Source organism: Paraburkholderia sabiae (assembly GCF_030412785.1).
Lineage (GTDB): Bacteria > Pseudomonadota > Gammaproteobacteria > Burkholderiales > Burkholderiaceae > Paraburkholderia > Paraburkholderia sabiae.
This window is the reverse complement of sequence record NZ_CP125295.1, coordinates 3,664,431-3,676,566: the sequence shown is the minus strand read 5'-3', so window position 1 is coordinate 3,676,566 and position 12,136 is coordinate 3,664,431. Positions and strand designations below refer to the sequence as shown.

12 protein-coding genes are annotated in these 12,136 nt (G+C 60.4%); 5 read left to right on the top strand and 7 right to left on the bottom strand.

What is annotated here, in order from left to right:
* Positions 1–50 precede the first annotated feature (50 nt).
* Positions 51–1,037 (top strand): zinc-dependent alcohol dehydrogenase family protein, encoded by a 987-nt coding sequence (locus QEN71_RS16570; protein WP_201648432.1) that lies wholly within the window; start codon positions 51–53, stop codon positions 1,035–1,037.
* 15 nt (positions 1,038–1,052) lie between these two features.
* On the opposite strand, the gene QEN71_RS16565 is transcribed toward QEN71_RS16570, so the two are convergent.
* The 4 genes from QEN71_RS16565 to QEN71_RS16550 form a co-directional block, all read right to left on the bottom strand.
* A complete protein-coding gene (locus QEN71_RS16565) occupies positions 1,053–1,922 on the bottom strand; it encodes a LysR family transcriptional regulator (RefSeq protein ID WP_201648433.1) in 870 nt (289 codons plus the stop codon).
* A gap of 357 nt (positions 1,923–2,279) precedes the next feature.
* Complete coding sequence (locus QEN71_RS16560; protein ID WP_201648434.1) at positions 2,280–2,807, bottom strand: hypothetical protein; 528 nt, start codon at positions 2,805–2,807, stop codon at positions 2,280–2,282.
* 211 nt (positions 2,808–3,018) lie between these two features.
* Positions 3,019–3,495, bottom strand: coding sequence for a nuclear transport factor 2 family protein (locus QEN71_RS16555; RefSeq protein WP_201648435.1), 477 nt, complete (start codon positions 3,493–3,495; stop codon positions 3,019–3,021).
* A 22-nt stretch (positions 3,496–3,517) separates the two neighbouring features.
* On the bottom strand, positions 3,518–4,159 hold the full coding sequence (locus tag QEN71_RS16550) for a TetR/AcrR family transcriptional regulator (protein WP_201648436.1): 642 nt from the start codon (positions 4,157–4,159) through the stop codon (positions 3,518–3,520).
* Positions 4,160–4,275: 116 nt separating this feature from the next.
* Between QEN71_RS16550 and QEN71_RS16545 the strand changes: the two genes are divergently transcribed.
* Positions 4,276–4,917, top strand: a complete 642-nt coding sequence (locus tag QEN71_RS16545; RefSeq protein ID WP_201648437.1) for a YceI family protein — start codon at positions 4,276–4,278, stop codon at positions 4,915–4,917.
* A gap of 19 nt (positions 4,918–4,936) precedes the next feature.
* Here QEN71_RS16545 and tdh read toward each other — a convergent pair whose 3' ends face one another.
* Positions 4,937–5,965, bottom strand: a complete 1,029-nt coding sequence (tdh, locus tag QEN71_RS16540) for an L-threonine 3-dehydrogenase (protein ID WP_201648438.1) — start codon at positions 5,963–5,965, stop codon at positions 4,937–4,939.
* A gap of 18 nt (positions 5,966–5,983) precedes the next feature.
* Complete coding sequence (locus QEN71_RS16535) at positions 5,984–7,183, bottom strand: glycine C-acetyltransferase (protein WP_201648439.1); 1,200 nt, start codon at positions 7,181–7,183, stop codon at positions 5,984–5,986.
* A gap of 144 nt (positions 7,184–7,327) precedes the next feature.
* Here QEN71_RS16535 and QEN71_RS16530 point away from each other — a divergent pair, with 144 nt between their 5' ends.
* The 3 genes from QEN71_RS16530 to QEN71_RS16520 all read left to right on the top strand — a co-directional run bounded on the left by QEN71_RS16530 (position 7,328) and on the right by QEN71_RS16520 (position 9,589).
* On the top strand, positions 7,328–7,942 hold the full coding sequence (locus QEN71_RS16530; RefSeq protein WP_201648440.1) for a helix-turn-helix domain-containing protein: 615 nt from the start codon (positions 7,328–7,330) through the stop codon (positions 7,940–7,942).
* A gap of 84 nt (positions 7,943–8,026) precedes the next feature.
* Positions 8,027–8,425 carry a DUF2471 family protein gene (locus tag QEN71_RS16525; protein ID WP_201648441.1) on the top strand — a complete coding sequence of 133 codons (399 nt, stop codon included), beginning with the start codon at positions 8,027–8,029 and terminating at the stop codon, positions 8,423–8,425.
* Between the two features lie 99 nt (positions 8,426–8,524).
* Positions 8,525–9,589, top strand: coding sequence for a tyrosine-type recombinase/integrase (locus tag QEN71_RS16520; RefSeq protein ID WP_201648442.1), 1,065 nt, complete (start codon positions 8,525–8,527; stop codon positions 9,587–9,589).
* An 81-nt stretch (positions 9,590–9,670) separates the two neighbouring features.
* Here QEN71_RS16520 and QEN71_RS16515 read toward each other — a convergent pair whose 3' ends face one another.
* Positions 9,671–10,876, bottom strand: a complete 1,206-nt coding sequence (locus QEN71_RS16515; RefSeq protein WP_201648671.1) for a DNA-binding protein — start codon at positions 10,874–10,876, stop codon at positions 9,671–9,673.
* Positions 10,877–12,136: the final 1,260 nt, after the last annotated feature.

Here is a 12,136-nt window from a genome sequence, read left to right as displayed (position 1 = left end):
CGCCGATGATGTTTTCCATCAACCGAATTCATCTTCTGCCGGAGTTCATCATGTCCATGCAAGCCCTCGTTCTCAGCCAGTACAAAGGTCCGCTCGAACCGACCACGCTTCCGATTCCCGAACCCGCGCGCGGCGAAGTGCTCGTGCAGATCAAGGCGAGCGGGCTCAATCCGCTCGACACGAAGATTCGCGCAGGGAGCGCCGCGCATGCGCGCCATCCGTTGCCGCTCGTGCTCGGCATCGATCTCGCGGGTGTGGTCGTCGCGGTCGGTGCGGACGTGACGCGCTTCAAGGCCGGCGACGAGGTGTATGGGATGACGGGCGGCGTCGGCGGTATTCAGGGTTCGCTCGCGCAATACGCAGCCGTCGACGCGCAGCTGCTCGCGCACAAGCCGTCCAATCTGTCGATGCGCGAAGCCGCCGCGCTGCCGCTCGCGTTCATCACGTCGTATGCGGGAATCGTCGACCGCGCGCGCTTGCAGGCCGGTCAAACCGTGCTGGTGCAAGGCGGAGCGGGCGGCGTCGGGCATGTCTCCGTGCAGCTTGCGCGTGCACTCGGCGCGCAGGTCTTCGCGACGGCGAGTGCGCGCGATCAGGATCTCGTCACGCGCTTCGGCGCGACGCCGATCGATTACGCAGCGCGCGGCGTCGAACAATACGTTTTCGAACTGACAGCGGGCGAAGGCTTCGATCTGGTCGTCGATACGGTTGGTGGAGCGACGCTCGATGCGTCATTCGCCGCCGTCAAACATTTCGGCCATGTGGTGAGCGCGCTCGGTTGGGGCACGCATGCGCTTGCGCCGTTGTCGTTTCGCGAGGCCACGTATTCCGGTGTGTTCACGCTGCATCCGCTGCTCACCGGCAAGCATCGTGCGCATCACGGCGAGATGCTGGCCGAAGCGACGCGTCTCGTCGAGCAAGGCAAGCTGACGCCGCATCTCGATCCGCGCCGCTTCGATCTCGCATCGGCCGAACGTGCGTACGACGCGATCACGGAGCACACCGCACGCGGCAAGATCGTCGTCGAGATCGATTGATAAAGCTGTATCGGCTCACACGTTCGCGAGACGTTCGATCGCGACATCGAGCAACGCACGCAAACGCGCGAGACGTTTCAGGTCGCGATGGTAGCCGAGCCATACGTCGCGGCCCGGCGGCGCTTCGCCGAGATCGATGCGCCGCAAGCCCGGCGTGTTGTCGCCGAGCGGACACGGCAGCACCGCGAAACCGCCGCCTTCCGCGCACATGCGCGCCTGCACGCCGCGGTTGTTGCTGGCGTACGCGATGTGCGCGTTCGGCAGCATCTGACGGATCCACGCGACGTCGGGCAGTTCGCCGAACGCGCTATCCATCGTGATCAGCGCCTGGCCCGCGCCGTCGCCGCGCACGGGCGCAACGAGATCGATGCGCCCGTACAGCGCGTAATCCATGTGCATCAGCTTGCGCTGAATGACGTCCGGTTCGTCGAACGGCGTGATGCGAAACACCAGATCAGCTTCGCGCCGCGCGAGGTTGTAGCGCCGCGAATCGGTGATCAACTCGATCGACATCTGCGGATGACGCGCGAGAAACGCAGCGAACACGGGCGTCAGCACATGAATGCCGTACCAGTCCGACGACGACACGCGCAAACTGCCCGTCAACTGCTGCTCGTTGCCCGCGAGCGAACGCATGAACGCGTGCGCTTCTTCTTCCATGCGCTCGGCGTAGGTCAGCACGGCGTGGCCTTCGTCGGTCAGCACGAAGCCTTCGGCCGTGCGCTGAAAGAGCGTGTGACCGACGGCTTCCTCGAGCGCGCGCAGACGCCGGCCCATGGTCGGCTGGGTCTGTCCGAGCTGGCGCGCAGCCGCGCCCAGCGTGCCGCAGCGGGCGATCGCGAGGAAGATCCGCACGTCGCTCCAGTCCAGGTTCGAATCGTTCATAGACGCCTTCCGCTGCATGCGATGGGTCGCGTTGCCTGCGATTATGAACGGCGTCGGCGGGCTTGCGGTGATCGTCGTGTTCGATCCGTTCGCACGCTTGCGCCGTATAGGTGAGAGGTTTCGGGAGGCAGTTGACTTGGCATTCGATGCCCCGTAAACGCTCACCTTTGATATCGATGCGGTCTGCTCGCCCGGTTGTTAGCGTGAGCCGCGTGCGCTAAAAGTGCCTGTTTTTAGGGGTTTTTTGTGTTTCAGGTGAAGCGTGAATCGCATCAGCACTTCACCGTAAACTCATCTCCCGAAAAGCCTCACCCTTTACGTTCGAACTCAAAAAATGGACCGTTCAGTGAGCGATATTCAGAACTTGTACTTCACCTGAAAGCCGAGCGTGAACGGCAGATTATCGGAAGGAATAGGCGGAATGACGATGATGTTCGCGCCGACGCGTTTGTACTCGAGCATCACGATGGGCGCGACGACGGGTCCGATCGTGTGATCGTGGCCGAGGCCCCAGTTGCCATAGTTGTAGCCGGAGATAATGCCGCCGATCACCGCGAGGCGGATAAAGCCATAGTGCACGAACTCCGGCGCCCACACACCGCCGCCGTACCACGACGGACGACGCAACGAGTTGCGGAAGCCGCCTGCCGTCAATGCCCATTGCCCGTTGAGCCAGCATTCGACACCGAGGCCGGGATTGAACTGTTCGAAGTCCGTGCCTGGATCCGGATCGATGTGATACGAACCGATCATCACATCGGCCCAGACGCCGCCACTGCACCAGTCGGCCGCCTGCGCGCCCGACGCTGCCACCAAACCGATGCCCGCTACACAACCTGCCACGCATGCACGACGAATCTTGTTCTTGATCTTTCCAAACGGCATGTGCTCTCCGCAACCGGTCGCGTGCCGGCGTCTGAATGTCGCGATTATGTCGAATTGCTCTCCAGTCGCGCACTGTACCCCACAAACCCTACACTGAGATGGAGTGTGCGCTCGGGGCGACAACGCGCCTGCAGACGGCAACGATAGCGAACGAACGATTGCAGCTTGGTGAACGCGCGGTGCGCGCGCTCACCGTTCTTATGACCGCGGATTACAGCCCCAGCTCCGACAGCCCCGGATGATCGTCCGGACGACGGCCCAGCGGCCAGCGATACAGACGCTCTTCTTCGCGGATCGGCTTGTCGTTGATGCTTGCGTGGCGATACGCCATCAGACCGTTTTCGTCGAATTCCCAGTTCTCGTTGCCATATGAACGGAACCAGTTGCCCGAATCGTCGTGCCACTCGTAAGCGAAGCGAACTGCGATGCGGTTGTCGGTGAACGCCCACAGTTCCTTGATCAGCCGATAGTCCAGTTCCCTCGCCCACTTGCGCTGCAGGAACGTGACGATCTCGGCGCGCCCCACCGGGAACTCCGAACGGTTGCGCCATTTGCTGTCCGGCGTGTACGCGAGCGACACGCGCTCCGGCTCGCGCGTATTCCATGCATCTTCAGCGGCGCGCACTTTCTGGATGGCCGTCTCGCGCGTGAACGGCGGGACGGGTGGACGTCTTTCGATATCGGCCATGATGATTCCTCGTTGAACTGCGTCAGGTGGACGCTCGCCGGTTGGACGAGCGGGAATTTGCACTTGCGGAATCGAGCAGCGGGCCGGCAGCGGCGCGCGCGTCGAGTGCGGCGTCGGCGTCGCCGCTGACGAGCGCGACACCGATCGCGCCGTCGATCAGAATCAGCCATTGCCGCGACAGCCGCGCCGAGCGCCGCGCGTCGCCGCCCGTCGCTGCCACGTATTCGTCGCATTGCGCGCGCACGAATTCGAGCAGCCGTTCCTTGTGTTCGCGCGCGACGACGCGGATCGGATCGTCAGGCGACGCGATTTCGCCCGCGGCGTTGAGAAACGCGCAGCCGTGAAAATCTTCCGACACGAACCATTCGCGCAATACGTCGAACATCGCGAGCAGACGCGTGCGCGGACTCTTGCCACGGCGCAGCGTGCCTTCGATAAACCATTTCATCCAGCGTTCGTCGCGCCGCTCCAGCGCAGCCGCGACCAGCGCATCTTTCGATTCGAAATGCGTGTAGAAGCTTTTGCGCGCGGTGCCCGATTGCCGGACGATCGCATCGACGCCCGTCGCGTGGATGCCGCCCGCGTAAATCAGCGCTTCCGCTGCATCGAGCAGGCGCTCGCGCGCGCTACCGGCGATGTCTTGTGTGTCGTCGAGAGTAGCCATGTGCGAAGGGTAGAACGATCATTCTCCTTCGTCAAGTATGGGTTCGCTTCGCATTGGCTGCCGGTTTGGCGCGGGATGCATTATCGTGTGGGAGGATCGTTTAAAAGGTGAGTGTCATGAGCATCGTTTTTCGCCGTGCCGTGTCTTTGTCTGCCGTGGCGATTGCCGCGACGCTCTGCGCATGCACGCCGCTGCAGGTCGTCACGCACACGGTCACGCAAACGGAAGCGCGCGTGCCCGTCGGTCAGTACAAGCTCGACCCGCATCACACGAGCGTCATATTCAACGTCGATCACTTCAAATACACGCGCTTCACGATGCGCTTCGACCGCGTGGCGGGTGAAATCGACTGGAAGGAAGGCGGGCTGGACAAGAGCCAGGTAACGGTGACGATCGACGCGGCGAGCATCGACACGAATGTTCCGCAACTCGACAAGATGGTGAAGGGCACGGACATGCTGGATGCAGAGCGTAATCCGCAGATCCGCTTCGTGAGCACGCGTTTTGAACGCACGGGCGACGCGCGCGGCAAGCTGACGGGCGACCTGACGATACGCGGCGTGACGCAGCCGGTCACGCTCGATGTGACGTTCAACGGCTATGGCCGCGATCCGCTGACGAAAGCCGACACACTCGGCTTTTCAGCGGACGGCCAGTTCAGCCGATCGAAGTTTGGTCTGACAACGTGGTATCCCGCTGTGGGCGACGATATCCACGTCATCATTCAGACAGAGGCAGCGAAGCCGCCTGCAGGTTAAAGCTTTTGTTGCGGCGCTATCAGACGGTCCAGTCGAGAATCACTTTTCCGCTTTCGCCCGACAGCATCGTGGCGAACGCTTTTTCGAAATCGTCGACGGCAAAGCGGTGCGTGAGAATCGGCGAAAGATCCAAGCCGCTTTGCAGCATCGCGACCATCTTGTACCAGGTCTCGAACATCTCGCGGCCATAAATGCCCTTGATTTCAAGGCCTTTGAAGATGACCTGCGTCCAGTCGATCGCCGTTTGCGCCGGCGGAATACCGAGCAGCGCGATCTTGCCGCCGTGGTTCATCGCTTCGAGCATCGACGTGAACGCGCTCGGCACGCCCGACATTTCGAGGCCCACGTCGAAGCCTTCCGTCATATGCAGATCGTTCATCACGTCGCGCAGCGATTCGCGCGACACGTTCACCGCGCGCGTCGCGCCCATCTTGCGCGCGAGTTCGAGGCGGTAATCATTGACGTCGGTGATCACGACATTTCGCGCGCCCACGTGCTTCGCGATCGCGACGGCCATGATGCCGATCGGTCCCGCGCCCGTAATCAAAACATCTTCGCCGACGAGATTGAACGACAGCGCCGTATGCGTCGCGTTGCCGAACGGATCGAAGATCGCGGCGAGATCGTCGGAGATTTCAGGCGGAATCTTGAACGCGTTGAACGCTGGAATCACGAGATATTCGGCAAACGCGCCCTCGCGATTCACGCCGACGCCGACCGTGTTGCGGCACAAATGCCGGCGGCCCGCGCGACAGTTGCGACAGAAGCCGCACGTGATGTGCCCTTCGCCCGACACGCGATCGCCGATCGAAAAACCGCGCACTTCCTGGCCCATTTCGACGATTTCGCCGACGTATTCATGACCGACGTGCATCGGCACGGGAATGGTTTTCTGCGCCCAGTCGTCCCACTTCCAGATATGAATGTCCGTGCCGCAGATCGCCGTGCGCGTGATGCGGATCATCACATCGTTGTGGCCCACTTCGGGCTTCTTCACGTCGGTCAACGTGAGGCCTGTTGCGCGTTCGAGTTTTGCCAGTGCTTTCATTGATGTCGATGTCCCGTTTCAGATCACGCCAAGCGAACGGCCGACGCGCGCGAATGCGTCGACGGCCCGATCGATCTGTTCTGCCGTGTGCGCGGCGCTCATCTGCGTGCGAATGCGCGCGCGGCCCTTCGGCACGACGGGATACGAAAAGCCGATCACGTACACGCCTTCTTTCAGCAGCGCATCCGCCATGTTCGACGCGAGTTGCGCGTCACCGAGCATCACGGGAATGATGGGATGTTCGCCGGGCACGAGCGTGAAGCCGTGCGCGCTCATCGCCTGACGGAAGTGCGCGCCGTTCGCGCGCACGCATTCGCGCAGTTGCTTGCCTTCGTCGCTTGCGAGAAGTTCGAGCACGGTCAGCGATGCAGCCGCGATGCTCGGCGTGAGCGTGTTCGAGAACAGATAAGGACGCGAGCGCTGACGCAACAGATCGACGATTTCCTGGCGCGCCGCGACGTAGCCGCCCGATGCGCCGCCGAGCGCCTTGCCCAGCGTGCCCGTGATGATGTCGACGCGATCGAGCACGCCGCAATGTTCGGGCGTGCCGCGTCCATGTTCGCCGATGAAGCCGACCGCGTGCGAATCGTCGACCATCACGAGCGCGCCGTAGCGGTCCGCGAGATCGCAGATGCCTGCGAGATCGGCGATGATGCCGTCCATCGAAAACACGCCGTCCGTCGCGATCAGCTTGAAGCGCGCGCCCGCCGCATCGGCTTCGCGCAGCTTCGCTTCGAGATCGCCGAGGTCGTTGTTCTTGTAGCGGTAGCGCTTCGCCTTCGACAGCCGCACGCCGTCGATGATGCTCGCGTGATTCAGTTCGTCGCTGATGATCGCGTCGTTATCGTCGAGCAGCGTTTCGAACAGGCCGCCGTTCGCGTCGAAGCAGCTCGAATACAGAATGCAATCGTCCGTCTTCAGGAATGCGGACAGCGCGCGCTCGAGTTCTTTGTGCACGGTCTGCGTGCCGCAGATGAATCGCACCGACGCCATGCCGAAGCCGTCCTTGTCGAGCCCGTCTTTTGCTGAGGCGATCAGGCGGGCGTCGTTGGCGAGCCCGAGATAATTGTTCGCGCAGAAGTTCAGGACGTCTGCGCCGCTCTCCAGCTGAATATCGGACGATTGCTGACTCGCGATCACGCGCTCGGTCTTATGAAAACCATCGGCGCGAATCTGGTCGAGCGTGCTGCGCAGATGCGCGAGGAAGGGATCACGCATGAAACGGCTCCTTGAATGGCCGGCTTCGCGCCGCACCACGAGGCGCGGCCGCCTGTTATAGTCGGCTGTCAGTTTTATCGGATATTTTCGTTTTTTCGAACTAAAGTTCGATATGTCGAACAACTCTAAACGATAGGTCAGGAAATGGCAAGTTCGGGAATGCGCAAGAGTTCGTCGGGTACGGCAGCGACGGCGGCGCAGTCTGTTTCGGTTCCGCCGCGTGTTGGCGAGCAAATCCAGCGCCTGCGCAGTGAACGCAAGATGACGCTCGACGATTTGTCGCGCGCGGCGGGCGTGTCGAAATCGATGTTGTCGGAAATCGAACGCGATAAGGCGAATCCGACGATCGCCGTCGCGTGGCGGCTCACGAATGCGTTGGGTGTGAGTCTCGATTCGCTGTTCGCACCGCAGAAGGCTCCGGATCCGATTGCGGTTTCCGGTCCGCATGAGATTCCGACGTTGAGCGGCCACGAAGCGAAATATCAGTTGCGCGTCTGGGGACCGATCGAACTCGCCGGCAAATTCGAATGGTACGAATTGACGTTGCAGCCGGGCGGCGCACTCGTTTCGAATGCACACGAGCCGGGGACGCGTGAGCATTTGACGGTGCTGAACGGTGTGATCGATATCGACGCGGCGGGAACGACGAAGCGCCTGAAAGCCGCCGACACCGCGCGCTACGTCGCCGACGAACCGCATGCGATTCGCAACGCAGGCAAAGGCGAAGCGAAAGCGTTGCTTGTCGTGATTCACGGCTAATCTGAATCCCGATTCTTCGGGTTACCGCGGTTGCAGCCGATACTGTATGTTTGTACAGTATACGCAGTCCGACGGAGCCGAAGAATGAACAAGCTGAACAACGAACAGGATCTGGCCGCGCTGCGTTTCAAGTCCGCGGCGCGTGACCTCGAACACATCGTCCGGCATATTGCAGCGCGATACATCGTGCAGCAGGTGCCGCTTACATGGCGACTTCTGCACGCAATCGAAGCGGAGGCGCTCGCCGATCTCGGCTTCGCCAGCCGGCACGATCCCTTCATGCTCGGGCTCTTTCAACGGCCCGGCGACTTCCAGTTTCCCGAGACCGACGACGCCGTCGACTTCAGTCGATCGAATGCTTTGCCTGCTGTGTTTGCGTTTGCGGTCGCGGCTTACGACGCGGCGGAGAAAGCAAAGGCCGGCGCTGCGAAGCAGCGAATCTCCGATCGCGATCTTGGTGTTGGACGAGCTTGGGGCGGGTAGTCGGCGCGGGCGGTGAGAGTTTATGCGCGTAAAGTCGGCGCTGCGCTTGCGAGTCGACTGACTACAATGGCTTGTGCGCAACTAACGGAAAGATAGGCTATGTCCACCAACGATCCTCTCGACTCCGCTGGGCCGTCGCCGGCTGTGGCGGAAACAGATCTGTTCGATCGTGAACGTCAGGACTGGCTCGCCGATCCGCGCACCGCCTTCGATGCGTGGCTCGCAGGTCAGAACTTCCGCCATTCGTCCGCGGAGGTGTATCGGGCGCAATGGGGCCTTTTTCTTGAATGGCTACAGGCGCGTCACAAGAATCTTGTGACCGTCGATATGCGTTCCATCGCAGACTTCGTCGCAGGTTTGTCGATACGAAAGCCGCAGCGCGCCCGCTATTTGCGATTGATCGAGCGTGTGCTCGATCATGTGCGCGAGATCGAACTGGCGTCGACCAATCCCGCACGATTCATTGCTCAGGATGGCGAAGCAGAATGGCGCAACGCCCGCGACAACGAGCCAACGGGATTTCTTAGCAGCGCGGAACGTTCCGCTTTGACCGCTTATCTTTTTTCGCCCGTCACCGATCTGTCAGCGGCGCAGCGCTGGCGCGAGCGCCGCGACCGGGCGTTGATCGCAGTGTTTCTGGGCGGTGGAATCAAGACGGGCGAGGCTCGAACGCTTTCGATGAATTGTTTGACGCCGGGCTCGCCGTGGGTCGTGATCGAAGCAACGAATCCGTTGTTCACACGCAGAACGCGGCTCGCACCGTTCGCCGTGTCGGTACTCGATGCGTGGCTCGATGAGCGCAAACAGGCGGAACTACCGGGCGAACTGGTTTTCCCCGCGTCACCGTCTGGACGCCCGATGCACAAGGCGACGATGCTCCGTGCCGTCGATGCGCTGGTCGATGCAGCGGGAATCGGCGAGTCGCGCGAAGCACGTGCGAGTCCGCATACATTGCGCAATTCATTCGCAGCCGATCTGTTCGAAAGCGGCGTAGAAGTGGAAGTCGTCGGACAGTGGCTCGGGTTCGCGCAGGCGGTTTCCGCAAATCGGTTGCATCGCGCGTGGAAGACGTGGAGCGAACAGGAACAATTCGAAGGCGAGATGAGCGTCGGTGAGACAGTGGTGCTGCCTGAAGATCACCAAGGCACGCGGGACGAAGGTTAGCCGGCTCCTGTAAACCTTCACCTGTGTGATCCCGTAAACGCTCACCTCGAGCGTTTACACCGACTTTCGGGTCTCTATCGATCAGGGCGATGTAGAGTTTTGCGCCGTCGACATGAAGCGCGTCACGGCCGCCAGCCGCGACTTGCCGGTCCCCGACGAGTGCTCGCACTCAGGACAAAGCAATTCGTAGTGGTGATCCACCTGGGAGAGTTCAGGCTCACCATCGATACACTTCGGACATTGTGTCGGCACGGAAACATGTCCGTCGACAGCCGTGCCGAGCGACTCCAGTTCCTCCGCGTTCAGTCTTCCCGCACTGGCCAACCGACAGAGCAGCTGCGCGACGGCGGGATCGATGCCTTGCTGCGCGCGTAGCGCTGTCATCTGGCGCGTCAGGAGATCGAGTTCATCGGACTGCTCGCGCAATTGCGATTCGAGGCGATCGCCGCGCGCTTTCGCTGCGGCCAACTGCTGGATGAAATCAAATTCTTTCCGGCTCGCATCCCGAACACCCGCCTGATACGTTGCCGCCATCGCGCGCAACGAATCCAGTTCGACAAGCATCGGCTTCACGCGACGCTCCGCTTCGGCCACGGCATCCTTGATCTGCTGCGCGTAGTGCTCGGCGTTCTGCCGCATCTCTCCGTGCAACGCATCTAGGCGGTCGCGCAAACCGGCATTCGTCGATTGCTCCGCGTCCAGACGCTTGCGCAGTGATTCATTCTCGGCTTCCAGGCGCCTGGCGGTTGTCTTCAATCCGTGCTGATTGGCCGATTCGCTGGTATTCGCGGAAGCGAGCTGAGTCTCAAGAATGCGCACGCGTTCCCAAGCGGCATCTGCGCGAGCTTCACTGCGCTGTATCGCTTCTTCAGAAACTTCCTTTCGAATCTGGCCTTCGTGCGAGTCGCGTTCAGCGGCCGCACGCAGGGCCTGAATTTCCTGTCGTTCTTCGTCGAGCGATGCTCGTGCTTGTGTCAGGGCGTCTTCGAATAACGCGCCGAGCAATTCACCGGCGCGTTCTTCCAGCGCTTTCGGAATGGCACCGGCACCGACCCGCACACGCGATGCTGATCGGATGCGCTCCCAAAAGCCGTCGATGTCTTTGGGAATGTCGCTCGCGCTACCTGTTTGAGTGAGGTCGCGCACGGCAGCCATCGACGGTCGGATGCCGAGATCAAAGAAGAGACGTTTGCAGGCGTGCAGCGACAATTCCTGACGTCGCGCGCCGTTCGCGCGCAACGTATCGAGTTCGCTTCGGATGGCTTGACGTTCTTCGTCCAGATTCATTCTTGCCTCGGATCTACGTTGATTCGAAGAATCATAACAATTTACGTAGTATCCGATACGTTTTTTGGAGCAACTTGCGATTTTCTTCCAACAATGCTCAGAAACGTGCTGAATCGTCGGCGCGAGCGTTTGGGTGAACGGTAAAGCGTGAAACAAATCGAAGAATCGGCACTAACTCATTGTTAACCAAAACATTTCTTGGGTCTACTATTGTTTTGGCACTGTTTCACGCTGTCTTGGGATGAGTTGGGTAGGGTTGTGGGTGTTTCTGAGGAAGCTCGCGGGGCTCTTTTGTAGAGAGTAATAAAAGTAAACACCTTTGAAACCTTAGTTAAAGACGTTAACGCCTGGCAAACCCCTTATTGGATAAGGCTCTACGGCCGATCAGGTGAAGCTTTCCGGGAAGGATGGTGAGCTTTGACGGGACGCTGCAGTGATGGGGTTCAGGGATGTTGGTGAGCGAGGTCGGGAAAGATCGTGAGTGGGTTCGGGAGCCTTGCAATTGTGGGCGTTGATTATAGGTGAGGGTTTTCGGGACGGGATAATGGTTTGTGGCCCGTAAACGTTGAGCAGGTCGGTTTCGAACGGGTTAACGCGAGGTGAGCGGGTTCAGGACGGACAATCGACCACGTTTCACGCCGTTTTAGAGCGCCTGCCAGGCGATGGGTGAGAGCTCTCGGGAGAAAAATGGATCCGAAGGTGAGGTTTTTCGGGGCCTCGAGGACTGTGGGCGGCGATTTTCGGCATGAATTCGTCAAAGGTGAGGCTTTGCGGGAGAACACATCCATCGTCTGACATTCAAAACGGCCGCTTTTTTGGCGCGCATCCGTGTTAGGTGAGCAGATTCGGGACTCCGTGTGGCATGCATATCCTGGGCCAGAATTGGTCGTGCGAACCTTAAAGGTGAGATCTTGCGGGAGTGCCAAGATATTCATTTCGCGGGAAAGGCGAGGAAATACGGGACGAATTTGCGTAGCGAAGACCACGACGCCCTGCATGCTCGCGGCTGCCGTGATCAATCGCTTGCGACACGATTACGAGTAAGGTGAGATTTTTCGGGGGATCAGGTTGAGCGAAATTTACGCACCGTTTTGCGCAGGACCATACCGAAGGTGAGCGTATTCGGGATCCTGGTGTTGTGCCTGGTTGACCTTGCATTTTGAGGCGTTCCGCTAAGCCTTTATTTTTAATGGATTTTTAACAATTGCGGCGGAAAGGTGAGGATATCCGGGAGGACTTTGTTGACGCGACGCGGTGCAT

Coding starts and splice junctions, on each gene's coding strand:
- QEN71_RS16550 (WP_201648436.1), bottom strand. CDS start 4,159: ATGGCTACTCTCGACGACACACAAGACATCGCCGGTAGCGCGCGCGAG.
- QEN71_RS16515 (WP_201648671.1), bottom strand. CDS start 10,876: ATGAATCTGGACGAAGAACGTCAAGCCATCCGAAGCGAACTCGATACG.
- QEN71_RS16535 (WP_201648439.1), bottom strand. CDS start 7,183: ATGCGTGATCCCTTCCTCGCGCATCTGCGCAGCACGCTCGACCAGATT.
- QEN71_RS16570 (WP_201648432.1), top strand. CDS start 51: ATGTCCATGCAAGCCCTCGTTCTCAGCCAGTACAAAGGTCCGCTCGAA.
- QEN71_RS16545 (WP_201648437.1), top strand. CDS start 4,276: ATGAGCATCGTTTTTCGCCGTGCCGTGTCTTTGTCTGCCGTGGCGATT.
- QEN71_RS16565 (WP_201648433.1), bottom strand. CDS start 1,922: ATGAACGATTCGAACCTGGACTGGAGCGACGTGCGGATCTTCCTCGCG.
- QEN71_RS16525 (WP_201648441.1), top strand. CDS start 8,027: ATGAACAAGCTGAACAACGAACAGGATCTGGCCGCGCTGCGTTTCAAG.
- QEN71_RS16520 (WP_201648442.1), top strand. CDS start 8,525: ATGTCCACCAACGATCCTCTCGACTCCGCTGGGCCGTCGCCGGCTGTG.
- QEN71_RS16555 (WP_201648435.1), bottom strand. CDS start 3,495: ATGGCCGATATCGAAAGACGTCCACCCGTCCCGCCGTTCACGCGCGAG.
- tdh (WP_201648438.1), bottom strand. CDS start 5,965: ATGAAAGCACTGGCAAAACTCGAACGCGCAACAGGCCTCACGTTGACC.
- QEN71_RS16560 (WP_201648434.1), bottom strand. CDS start 2,807: ATGCCGTTTGGAAAGATCAAGAACAAGATTCGTCGTGCATGCGTGGCA.
- QEN71_RS16530 (WP_201648440.1), top strand. CDS start 7,328: ATGGCAAGTTCGGGAATGCGCAAGAGTTCGTCGGGTACGGCAGCGACG.